This window comes from Pseudoflavonifractor sp. An184, from assembly GCF_002160305.1.
Classification (GTDB): domain Bacteria; phylum Bacillota; class Clostridia; order Oscillospirales; family Oscillospiraceae; genus Lawsonibacter; species Lawsonibacter pullicola.
On sequence record NZ_NFKI01000032.1, the window covers coordinates 26,081 to 37,616 of the forward strand.

Below are 11,536 nucleotides of genomic sequence, written 5' to 3' on the forward strand. Positions count from 1 at the left end.
CGCACACTGTATCCGGCGAGGAAGGGGAGAAAGCATGAGGAAAACACCGGAAATATTTGAATAGACGCGGGAAAAAGACATAAATTTTGGATAAACTTTAAAAAGAAATCAGAATCTCCTTGCTTTTTTCTGTGACTTCGCCTAGAATGAAGGTAACAGGCATAAAGATTGCATAAATTCCTGGATTAAGGCGGTGACGTTTATGGCGGTAGAGGCAATTCAAGCGGTGACCGAGTTGGAGGAGCGTGTGAAGAAGCAGAAGGAGGCCGCGGCGGTTCAGAACAAGCAGCGGCTTCTGGAGGCCCAGCGGGCCGCACGCCTTCTGGTGGAGCAGTCCCGCCAGCAGGCGGAGGGGGAGGCGCGGCAGAAGATGGCCCAGGCGGAGGCCCAGGCCGCGGAGTGGACCCAGGGCGTTCTGGACCAGGCCAAGCAGGAGTGTGAGGCGTTAAAGACGCAGGCGCGCGGCCGGCTGTCTGAGGCGGCCGCCTTTCTGGTGGAAAAGGTTGTGAACTGAATGGCCATTGTGACAATGAAGCGGCTTCGGCTGCTTGCCATGCGGGAGGACCGGGAGGCCCTGCTGGACGACCTCCAGCGGCTGGGCTGTGTGGAGGTCAGCGAGCCCACCCTGGACGGCCGGGAGGAGGAGAGCGGGGCGGCGGAGCTGCTGTCCCATCTGACCCCTCCGGACGCCCAGGCCCTCTCACAGGCCCAGACCCGCCGCCAGGAGGCGGAGCGGGCCATGGGTATTTTGAAGCACTACGGGGCCAAGGGGAGAGGGCTCCTCACCCCCAGGCCCCAGACCTCCAAGGAGGAGCTGTGCTCCCCCCAGGCGGCCGCCCGCCAGGACCAGGCGGTGGCCGGTGTGCTGGCGGAGGAGCGGCAGGTGAACGCCCTCCTGGCCCAGGGGGAGAAGCTGGCGTCCCAGCGGGCCGCCCTGGCCCCCTGGCTGGCTCTGGACGTTCCCCTGGAGAGCCGGTCTACCCCAAGTCTGCTGGTGCAGTTCGGCACCCTCACCGCCGCCCGGCCCTTTGAGGAGGCGGCGGGTGCGGTCCAGGCGGCCAGTGAGCTCTCGGAGCTCCGGGAGGCCAGCGCCGGGCGGGAGCTGCGGTACTGCCTGCTGGTGTGCCATGTGAGCGCCCAGGAGGCGGTGCTGGAGGCCCTGCGGGAGTTCGGCTGGTCCCGCCTCTCCATGGATGGGTGGACGGGCGCCGCAAAGGAAAACGATCAGCGCCTTACCCGGGAACAGGAGGAGAATCAGGCTAAGCTCCAACAGGCCCGGGAAGCCCTGGCCTCCATGGGGGACCGGCTGGACGACCTGTGCCGGGCGGCGGACCGGGCCGCCCTGGACATCCGCCGGGAGGAGGGTCGGATCAAGCTCCGGGACACGGAGCAGACCTTCCTGCTCCAGGGCTGGGTGCCTGCGGAGCAGTGGGAGAAGGTCCAGGCCGCCCTGGAGCGGTATCCCTGCGCCTATGAGCTGGAGGACCCGGCGGAGGAGGAGTACCCCCAGGTGCCGGTGCAGCTGAAAAACAACTGGTTCACCCGGCCTTTGAGCATGGTGACCGAGATGTACTCCCTGCCCGCCTACGGGACGCTGGACCCCAATCCTCTCATGGCCCCCTTCTTCATCCTGTTTTACGGGATCATGCTGGCGGACATGGGGTATGGGCTGCTGATGATTCTGGGTTCTGTGTTTGTACTGAAAAAGGTCCGGCCAAAGGGCGGCATGTGGAACTTCTTCGCCCTGCTGGGCCTGTGCGGTGTGAGCACCTTTGTGATGGGGGCAATTACCGGCGGCTTCTTCGGGGACTTCCTCACCCAGCTGACCACAGTGATGGGAATGGAGACCCCCATCGTGCTGCCCGCCCTGTTCACCCCGCTGAACGACACCATGATGATCCTGGTGGGGGCCATGTGCCTGGGGTTCGTTCAGATCCTCACCGGAATGGCCATCAGCGTGGTCCAGAAGCTCCGCGCCGGAAAGTTCATGGACGCCCTCTGGGAGGAGATCACCTGGTGGGTGGTCTTCCTGGGCCTGGGGCTGATGGTGCTGGGGGTGACCAACCTGGTGCTGTACGCCGGCCTGGTGCTGGTGGTGGCCGGGCCCCTCATTACCGGGAAGGGGCTGGGGAAGATCACTGGGATCTTCGGCTCCCTCTACAACCACATTACCGGATACTTCGGAGATATCCTCTCTTACTCCCGTCTCATGGCCCTGATGCTGGCCGGGTCGGTGATTGCTCAGGTGTTCAACACCCTGGGGGCCATCCCGGGAAATGTGGTGATTTTCCTGGTGATCTCTCTGGCGGGCAACGCCCTGAACTTTGCTTTGAATCTGCTGGGGTGCTACGTCCACGACCTGCGCCTGCAGTGTCTGGAGTTCTTTAAGACCTTCTATGTGGACGGCGGAAGGCCTTTCCGCCCCATAGACCTTACGACCAAATACTACGACGTGGTGAAATAAAAAGGAGGACGCGACCATGGACATGAATCAATTGGTAGAGATGCAGCAGAGTTTGACCTTCCTGGGCAGCATCGGCGGCCTGGCCCTGGCTCTGCTGGGGGCGGGCCTGGCGGCGGTGCTCAGCGGCATCGGCTCGGCCAAGGGCACCGGCATCGCCGGTGAGGCAGGCGCCGGCCTGCTGTGTGAGGACCCCGGCAAGTTTGGCAAGGTGATGATCCTTCAGGTCATCCCCGGCACCCAGGGCCTGTATGGCCTGGTGGTGTGGTTCTTCGCCATCTTCCGCATGGGCCTGCTCAGCGGCACCCTGCCTGATCTGACGGTGGCACAGGGAATGCAGTACTTTGTGGCCTGCCTGCCCATGGCGCTGGGCGGCCTGTTCTCCGCCATCGCCCAGGGCCGGGTGGCGGCGGCCTCCATCAACCTGCTGGCCAAGAAGCCGGACGACTGGTCCAAGGGCATGGTGCTGTGCATCACGGTGGAGTTCTACGCCATTTTGTCCCTGCTGGCCTCCATGCTGATGCTCATCAACATCAGCGCCTGATGAGGTGAGCCCATGGACGGAATGGAAAAAATTACGGCCCGCATCCAGGAGGACGCGGACCGGGAGATCGCGGCCATGAACGCCCAGACCGACGGGCAGATCGCCGCCCTCCAGGCCCAGGCTCAGGCCCAGGCGGAGCAGGAGCGCCAGACGATCCTCGCCCGGGGCCAGCGTGCGGCGGCGGAGCGCCTGGAGCGCCTAAAATCCGCGGCTCAGATGGAGCGGCGGAAGCTGGAACTGGCCGCCAAGCAGGAGGTCCTGTCCGAGGCCTTTGACCAGGCGCTGGAGCGGCTGTGCACCCTCCCCGACGAGGAGTACATCCAGCTCCTCACCGCCCTGGTGCTCCGGGCGGTGACCACCGGGCGGGAGCAGCTCATCTTCTCCCAGAAGGACCGCAGCCGCATCGGCAAGGCGGTGGTGGTGGCCGCCAACGAGGCTCTGGTGAAGGAGGTGGCCCCCGAGCTGCCCGACTCCCTCACCGACTCCAAGGTGGGGGCCTTCCTGGGCAAGATGGTGAACAGCGCCACCGCCCAGATTACGGGCACCGGCCTTTTGACCCTGTCGGAGGAGACCCGGCCCATCCGGGGCGGATTTATCCTGGTGGACGGCCCGGTGGAGGTCAACTGCTCCTTCGAGGCCATGCTCCGCCTCCAGCGGGAGAAGCTGGAGAAGCCGGCGGCGGAAATCCTGTTTGGAGATAGGAGATAGAAGATAGGAGATAGGAGTTTAAAAATGCCCGCAAGGAGGAGACTGTTTTCTGTCTTAGGATTCCACGCAGGGAAACAGTGGACAAGGCAATGGCTTGACCGTAACCAGGGGCGTGGAGGAGAGAAATATCTCATCACTCCTATCTCCTAACTCCTATCTGAAAGAAGGGGTGGTATTTTGTCCCGCAAAAAAGATACGGATTATCTGACGATTTCGGCCCGCATCCACGCTATGGAGAACCGGATGCTCACCCGGGAGCGCATGGACCGGATGATCGACGCCCGGGACGAGGGGGAAGCCCTGAAGGTCCTCTCCGAGTGCGGTTACGGCGGCACGGACGGCGTCTCCGGCCAGAGCCTGGAGGGGCTGCTGGCCCAGGCCCGGGCGGAGACCTTTGGGGAGATCCGGGGGGCGGTCCCCGACCCCAGGGTTGCCGAAGTGTTTCAGATGAAGTACGACTACCACAACGCCAAGACCCTGGTGAAGGGAGAGACCATGGGGGCAGATGCCAGCCGGCTCCTTTCGCCCGGCGGCCGGTACGCCCCTGAGTTGCTGGCGGACGGGTATCAAAAGGAAAACTTGTCCGGGGTGAGCCCCGCCTTTCAGCGGGCGGTCCAAGAGGCGCGGACCATTTTGAAGGAGACGGGGGACCCCCAGCGCTCCGACGTGGCCCTGGACCGGGCCTGCTTCGGGGAGATGGCCCAGCTGGCGAAGGACTGCAAGAGCGCCTTCCTGGAGGGCTATGTGCGTCTGTGTATCGACGCGGCCAACCTGCGCACCGCCGTCCGGGTGTCCCGGATGGAGAAGGGGAGCGATTTCCTCCTCCAGGTGCTGCTGCCCGGGGGCAATGTGTCGGAAAAGACCCTGTCCGCCGCCCGGGGGGAGGATCTGGGCAGTCTGTTCCAGACCGGCCCCCTGGCCAAGGCCGCCGAGCTGGGAGCCAAGGCGGCCCGTCCGGCGGGAGGGCCCCTCACCGCCTTTGAACGGGAGTGCGACAACGCCGTCACCCGGTACGTCTCCGACGCCAAGCGGGTCCCCTTCGGGGAGGAGACGGTGATCGCCTACCTGTACGCCAAGGAGGCGGAGCTCACCGCCATCCGCACCATCCTGGCCTCCCGGCGGGCGGGCCTGGACGGGGCCGCCATTCGGGAGCGGCTGCGGGAGACCTATGTGTAACGGAGGTGGAGGAAGATGTACCGAATCGGCGTCATCGGGGACCGGGACAGCGTCCTGGGCTTCCAGGCCCTGGGTCTGGAGGTGTGCCCCGCGGAGACTGCGGAGGAGGCCCGGCAGGCCCTCCACCGCATGGCGAAGGAGAATTTCGCCATCCTCTACCTCACCGAGCAGCTGGCCGCTCAGCTCCAGCCGGAGATCGCCCAGTATCAGGACGCCCTCACCCCGGCCATCATTCTGATCCCGGGCAAGGAGGGTTCCCTGGGCATTGGGATGGCCAACATCAAGACCGCCGTGGAGCGGGCGGTGGGAGCGGATATTCTCTAGGGGGGACTGCGTCCTCCTAGATACGAAGGCGGTTCCCAAGGAAACCGCCTTCGATACCCCCCTCACCCGCGCACGGCGCGGGTGGTGGACCAACCGTGGCGGAGCAAGCAGTGGTGTGCTGCGTAGGCGCACAAGGTGGATCGCCCCGCAGGGGCAAGAGAGGGCACCCTGGGGTGTGTCCTGCTCCGCACGAATTGAAATTTCTTTCACGCCGGGCGTGAAACCAGGGGCGTTGCCCCTGGACCCCGCTTTGGGGGCCGGTGTGCGGCAGAAAGAAGGTAACAGCCTATGGGAAAGATCGTAAAAGTTTCCGGCCCGCTGGTGGTGGCCACGGGGATGCAGGAGGCCAACATGGCCGACGTGGTCCGGGTGGGGGAGCAGCGCCTTATCGGCGAGATCCTGAACATGACCGGGGACGCGGCCTCCATCCAGGTGTATGAGGAGACCTCCGGCCTGGGCCCCGGGGCGGAGGTGGTCACCACCGGCGCCCCCCTGTCCGTGGAGCTGGGTCCCGGCCTCATCGAAAATATCTACGACGGCATTCAGCGCCCCCTGGAGGTCATCCGGGAGGTGAGCGGAAGCAACAACCTGCCCCGGGGCGTGGAGGTGCCCGCCCTGGACCGGGAGAAGAAGTGGGAGTTCACCCCCGTGGTGAAGCCGGGGGACCAGGTCACCGGCGGCGACGTACTGGGAACCGTGCAGGAGACCGACTCCATTCTCCACAAGATCATGCTGCCCCCCAGGATGAAGGGGACCATCGTGTCCATCCAGAGCGGCTCCTTTACCGTGACCGAGCCGGTCTATGTGCTCCAGCGGGAGGACGGCTTCCAGGTGGAGCTGCCCATGATGCAGAAGTGGCCCGTCCGTGTGGGCCGGCCCTATAAGCATAAGTATCCCCCCACGATCCCCCTCCAGTCGGGACAGCGGATCGTGGACACCTTCTTCCCGGTGGCCAAGGGGGGCACCGCCGCCATCCCCGGCCCCTTCGGTTCGGGCAAGACGGTGATGCAGCACGCCCTGGCCAAGTGGTCGGACGTGGACCTGGTGGTCTACATCGGCTGCGGCGAGCGGGGCAACGAGATGACCGACGTGCTCCGGGAGTTCCCCGAACTGGTGGACCCCCGCACAGGCCAGTCCCTGATGAAGCGGACGGTGCTCATCGCCAACACCTCCGACATGCCGGTGGCCGCCCGGGAGGCGTCCATCTACACCGGCATCACCATCGCCGAGTACTTTAGGGACATGGGCTACGCCGTGGCCGTCATCGCCGACTCCACCTCCCGGTGGGCCGAGGCTTTACGCGAGATGTCCGGCCGTCTGGAGGAGATGCCCGGCGAGGAGGGCTACCCCGCCTATTTGAGCTCCCGCCTGGCCCAGTTCTACGAGCGGGCGGGCGCCGTGTCCTGCCTGGGCTCGGACGACCGCCGGGGCAGCCTCACCGCCGTAGGGGCCGTGTCGCCCCCGGGCGGCGACTTGTCGGAGCCCGTATCCCAGGCCACTATGCGCATCGTCAAGGTGTTCTGGGCTCTGGACTCCTCCCTGGCCTACCGCCGCCACTTCCCCGCCATCAACTGGCTCAACTCCTACTCCCTGTACCTGGACAGCCTGAAGCCCTGGTACGACGAGCATCTGGGCAAGGAGTTCCTCCAGAACCGGGAGTGGGCCATGGGGGTCCTCCAGGAGGAGGCCAACCTGAACGAGATCGTCCAGCTGGTGGGCAAGGACTCCCTGTCCGCGGGGGACCAGATCACCCTGGAGACCGCCAAAATGATTCGGGAGGACTTCCTCCAGCAGAACTCCTTCGTGGACATCGACTCCTATTCGGAGTACGACCGGCAGGCCCGCATGCTCTCCCTGATCCGGGAGTACGACAGCCGGTGCCGGGCCGCCTCGGAGCGGGGCGGCGCCATCGCCGACCTGTTCAACATCCCCGTGCGGGAGAAGATCGGCCGGGCCAAGTCGGTGCCCGCCGGCGAGTACCGGGAGGCCTACGCCGCCATGGACCGGGAGATGGAGGAGGAGCTTGAGGCCGCCGCCCAGAAGGGAGAGAGTGCGCTATGATCCGGGAATATAAGACGATTCAGGAGATCTCCGGCCCGCTGATGGTGGTGGACCGGGTCCGGGGGGTCACCTATGACGAGCTGGGGGAGATCGAACTCAGCGACGGCACCGTCCGCCGGTGCCAGGTGCTGGAGGTCAACGGAGACACCGCCGTGGTCCAGCTCTTTGAGAACTCCGCCGGCATCAACCTGGCGGAATCGAAAATCCGATTCCTGGGGCACCCCCTCCAGCTGGGGGTGTCCGGGGATATGCTGGGCCGGGTGTTCAACGGCATGGGCGAGCCCATCGACGGCGGCCCCGCCATCCTGGCCGACGAGTACCGGGACATCAACGGCCTGGCCATGAACCCCGCCGCCCGGAACTACCCCAACGAGTTTATCCAGACGGGCATCTCCACCATCGACGGGCTGAACACCCTGGTGCGGGGCCAGAAGCTGCCCATTTTCTCCGGCTCCGGCCTGCCCCACGCCGCCCTGGCCGCCCAGATCGCCCGGCAGGCCAAGGTGCTGGACGGGCCGGCATCTTCCCATAGTGAAGATGCCGCCATCCGCCCCGCTGAAAGCGGAGCGGGGGCGTCCAACTTCGCCGTGGTCTTTGCCGCCATCGGCATCACCTTTGAGGAGTCCGAGTTCTTCGTCCAGGAGTTCCGCCGCACCGGCGCCATCGACCGCACCGTGCTGTTCACCAACCTGGCCAACGACCCGGCGGTGGAGCGCATCGCCACCCCCCGCATGGCCCTGACGGCGGCGGAGTACCTGGCCTTTGAGAAGAATATGCACGTGCTGGTCATCATGACCGACATCACCAACTACGCCGAGGCGCTGCGAGAGGTCTCCGCCGCCAAGAAGGAGGTCCCCGGCCGCCGGGGCTATCCGGGCTATCTGTACACCAACCTGGCCACCCTGTACGAGCGGGCGGGCCGTCAGATGGGCAAGGAGGGCTCCATCACCCTCATTCCCATCCTCACCATGCCCGAGGACGACAAGACCCACCCCATCCCCGACCTCACCGGCTATATCACCGAGGGGCAGATCATCCTGTCCCGGGAGCTGTACCGGAAGGGCATCAACCCGCCCGTGGACGTGCTGCCCTCCCTGTCCCGTCTGAAGGACAAGGGCACCGGCGCGGGAAAGACCAGAGAGGACCACTCGGGCACCATGAACCAGCTCTTTGCCGCCTACGCCACCGGAAAGGAGAACAAGGAGCTCATGTCCATCCTGGGTGAGGCCGCCCTGAGCCCCACCGACCTGCTGTACGCCAAGTTTGCCGACGAGTTTGAAAAGCGCTACGTCTCCCAGGGCACCGACGAGAACCGGTCCATCGAGGAGACCCTGGACCTGGGCTGGGAGCTGCTCTCCATCCTGCCCCGCAGCGAGCTCAAGCGCATCAAGCCCGAGTATATCGACAAGTATCTGCCCAAGAAGGATTAAAGGGGGGATTTGAATGCCTTCCACAACCATCAATCCCACCCGGATGGAGCTCACCCGGCTGAAGGGGCGGTTGAAGACCGCCCAGCGGGGCCACAAGCTGCTGAAAGACAAGCGGGACGAGCTGATGAAGCAGTTCATGGACGTGGTGCGGGAGAACCGGGCTTTGCGGCGCCGGGTGGAGGAGGGGCTCATGCGGGCCCACGCCTCCTTCACGGTGGCCTCCGCCCTCATGTCCCCGGAGATACTGGAGCAGTCCCTCCTGTGCCCCAAGCAGAGCGTGGAGCTGGAGATGACCTTCCAGAACGTCATGTCGGTGGACGTCCCCCGGTATCAGTTCCAGACGAAGAGCCAGGACCCCGGGGAGGTCTACCCCTACGGCTTCGCCCAGACCAGCGGCGAGCTGGACGACGCGGTGGACGCCCTGTCCCGGGTGTTTCAGGATATGCTCAAGCTGGCGGAGATCGAAAAGACCAGCCAGCTCCTGGCCCAGGAGATCGAAAAGACCCGCCGCCGGGTGAACGCCCTGGAGTATGTGAAGATCCCTCAGATGGAGGAGAGCATCCGCTACATCTCCATGAAGCTGGACGAGAACGAGCGTTCCAACACCATCCGGCTGATGAAGGTGAAGGAACTCGTCCTGAAAGAGGCGATTGAAGACCGGAGAGCCGAAAATGCCAGAGCCGCAAGGGCTTTTGGGCCGGCCAGGGAAACGTTCCAGGAGGAATAGGAATCAGTTTTGCCGTTTCCATGGAAATCCAACGCGGAAAAGGTGCTGTCTGGGATAAACCAAACAGCACCTTTTCTGCGTAGAATAAGCAACGATGTTGCACCTGAAAAAACAGTAACAGGAAGAAGAAGGAGCCATTCTTTGCTCAGCCGGAGCACTGCCATACAACATCGGCGCAGGTTGGTTTGTGAGGACAGTATTCCATCAAAGCTGGATTCAGCGGAAGAAAGCGGCTGCTTTTCACCATCCAAATGCCCCTAAGCTGTCAAAGCAGTTAAAGAAGCATTATTATGCGGCTAAACAATGAAAGATTGTGAAAATACCTGGGGCTCCGCTCAACCAGCCAGATTCACCTCATTGCCAGAGTTATCTGTGCCGGCGGCGGTCATGCGGTCTACGGTGTACCAGGCGGCGGTGCTGTTGTGGTCGCCCAAGTTCTCATACACCTGGATGGAGACGCTGCCGTCCTCATTGGTCTGAGCGGCAGAGGTCAGAGTTTGGTTGTCTTGTGCACCGTTGTTTTCCCGATAAAAGCTCAGGGCCAGGCCGGCCAGCTCCTGGTTGCTGTAAAACTGGAATGTGTCGGACCCCTGCTCAGAGACATAGGTGAGATGCTCTGTGGCGCCGTCCGCCCACTCCAGGGTGACCGTGTCCCCATTGCGGCTCACGGTACAGGAGTTGGTGTTGTCCGCCGCGCCCATGGAAAAGACGGCCTCCGTTCCGACCAAGGAATATGTGAATCCCACGCCGGTTCCATCCTCCAGGCTGGCGGTCCGGCCCGTGGTACCGCCCGCGTCGAAGAAGTAATACTGTCCGCCGTCGGACAGCCAGGTGCCGGGGGTGAAGGCGGCCGTCTCATTGGGCGAAGCCGAGGGCATTTTTGCAGATGTGCTGCCCGAGGCGGCGGGCGGCTGCGCGGACGCAGACGAATCGGCGCCCGTGCTGCTGCAGGCGGCCAGCAGCATCATAAAGGAAACTGCCAGGCAGGAAATCCCTATAATGTGGCGTTTTTTCACCATAAGAATCACTACTCCTTTTCTTTGGTTCGAGCATGTCATTTGAATCGGGTTTCGCGGAAGCTGCGGATGGTCCCTCTAGTATGGATCGGCTTGAGAAATCCGGCCCGCATATGTCCTCCTTTTCATGATGCCCTGTTATAGCATCAGACTGGTCTCCTGTCAACGGGGTTTCATCATCCTTCATAAAACAGAAAGAATTTATTCATAATTGCTTCATGCCTGAGCCATATGCCGCATGAGGTGTTCTAGTATGGAGAACTGCGTTTTCTGTGCATTCCTCCTCGACCTGTACTTTGGTTTTACAGTGCCCGTTTAGCCGCTTTCAGCAATGGCCTGATATTGACGGCTATTACTGCAAAAAAGCAGATGGAGGACCATACCTGCCACATAGGAACACCCCATTCCATCACAGCGCACTGGATCGTGAGACATATGGAAGGAACACAATGCGACATGAAGATCCATTATAGATAGGGAAGACGCCGGTTTTGACCACGATGAAACTGCCATTAGGCATGAATTTCTACTCACCCGGGGGCATGAGTGGGTTGCTCGGCCATCTGCGGATTCTGGGAAAGGACATTCTTTCCACGCCGAATGGAATTTGCGCATCACTGTGCGGCTCTCCCGAGGCCTTGGGCAGCTCTGCCGCCCCGAGTATTCTGATCCCGAGGGGGCGGAGTTGGCCTTCAGCCCACGGAATCCACAAAAAAGGACACGACGTAGATCGTGTCCTTTTTTGTGGAAGGGGCGGTTAAAATCGATATTTTGAAATCTCGAAAAGGTATAGGAGAACCACCCAACCGGCCTTCTGGCCGGCGGCGCCTTTGCGCCGTACGAGTGCTTTGCCGCAGGCAAAACCTCGGCGCAGGCGGAATTCACTTCTGCCGGGCATTTGAATCACCGAAGGGTGGAGCCGCCCTTCGGGCGGCGAAACCCAAAACAAAAGGACATCTGCAAAGCAGATGTCCTTTTTTATGAGGGGTTACGACAATCTGGATATTTTCAAGTTCCTTTCAAGGGGACAGGCCTATACGCACCCGGCCTTCTGGCCGGCGGCGCGGGTGCGCCGTACAAGCGTTTTCG

General features: G+C 62.9%; 10 protein-coding genes. 9 read left to right on the forward strand and 1 reads right to left on the reverse strand.

Features of this window, described 5'->3' with window-relative positions; all coding sequences use genetic code 11:
• Positions 1–202 precede the first annotated feature (202 nt).
• The 9 genes from B5F19_RS11065 to B5F19_RS11105 all read left to right on the forward strand — a co-directional run bounded on the left by B5F19_RS11065 (position 203) and on the right by B5F19_RS11105 (position 9,431).
• Positions 203–514 (forward strand): hypothetical protein, encoded by a 312-nt coding sequence (locus B5F19_RS11065; protein ID WP_087290476.1) that lies wholly within the window; start codon positions 203–205, stop codon positions 512–514.
• Complete coding sequence (locus tag B5F19_RS18270; RefSeq protein WP_087290478.1) at positions 515–2,464, forward strand: V-type ATP synthase subunit I; 1,950 nt, start codon at positions 515–517, stop codon at positions 2,462–2,464.
• 16 nt (positions 2,465–2,480) lie between these two features.
• The gene (locus B5F19_RS11075; RefSeq protein ID WP_242972794.1) at positions 2,481–3,005 is read left to right on the forward strand and encodes a V-type ATP synthase subunit K; all 525 of its coding nucleotides are present in this window, start codon (positions 2,481–2,483) and stop codon (positions 3,003–3,005) included.
• 12 nt (positions 3,006–3,017) lie between these two features.
• Entirely contained in the window at positions 3,018–3,713 is a 696-nt protein-coding gene (locus B5F19_RS11080; RefSeq protein WP_087290480.1) for a V-type ATP synthase subunit E, read from the forward strand.
• 177 nt (positions 3,714–3,890) lie between these two features.
• On the forward strand, positions 3,891–4,889 hold the full coding sequence (locus B5F19_RS11085; protein ID WP_087290482.1) for a V-type ATPase subunit: 999 nt from the start codon (positions 3,891–3,893) through the stop codon (positions 4,887–4,889).
• Positions 4,890–4,904: 15 nt separating this feature from the next.
• Positions 4,905–5,213 (forward strand): V-type ATP synthase subunit F, encoded by a 309-nt coding sequence (locus B5F19_RS11090; protein WP_087290484.1) that lies wholly within the window; start codon positions 4,905–4,907, stop codon positions 5,211–5,213.
• A 288-nt stretch (positions 5,214–5,501) separates the two neighbouring features.
• A complete protein-coding gene (locus B5F19_RS11095; RefSeq protein ID WP_087290486.1) occupies positions 5,502–7,274 on the forward strand; it encodes a V-type ATP synthase subunit A in 1,773 nt (590 codons plus the stop codon).
• On the forward strand, positions 7,271–8,704 hold the full coding sequence (locus tag B5F19_RS11100) for a V-type ATP synthase subunit B (RefSeq protein WP_087290488.1): 1,434 nt from the start codon (positions 7,271–7,273) through the stop codon (positions 8,702–8,704). The genes B5F19_RS11095 and B5F19_RS11100 overlap by 4 nt, the downstream gene beginning before the upstream one ends.
• Positions 8,705–8,717: 13 nt before the next feature.
• Positions 8,718–9,431 (forward strand): V-type ATP synthase subunit D, encoded by a 714-nt coding sequence (locus B5F19_RS11105; protein ID WP_087290490.1) that lies wholly within the window; start codon positions 8,718–8,720, stop codon positions 9,429–9,431.
• Between the two features lie 335 nt (positions 9,432–9,766).
• On the opposite strand, the gene B5F19_RS11110 is transcribed toward B5F19_RS11105, so the two are convergent.
• Positions 9,767–10,450, reverse strand: coding sequence for a hypothetical protein (locus B5F19_RS11110; protein ID WP_140394218.1), 684 nt, complete (start codon positions 10,448–10,450; stop codon positions 9,767–9,769).
• Between the last annotated feature and the right edge of the window lie 1,086 nt (positions 10,451–11,536).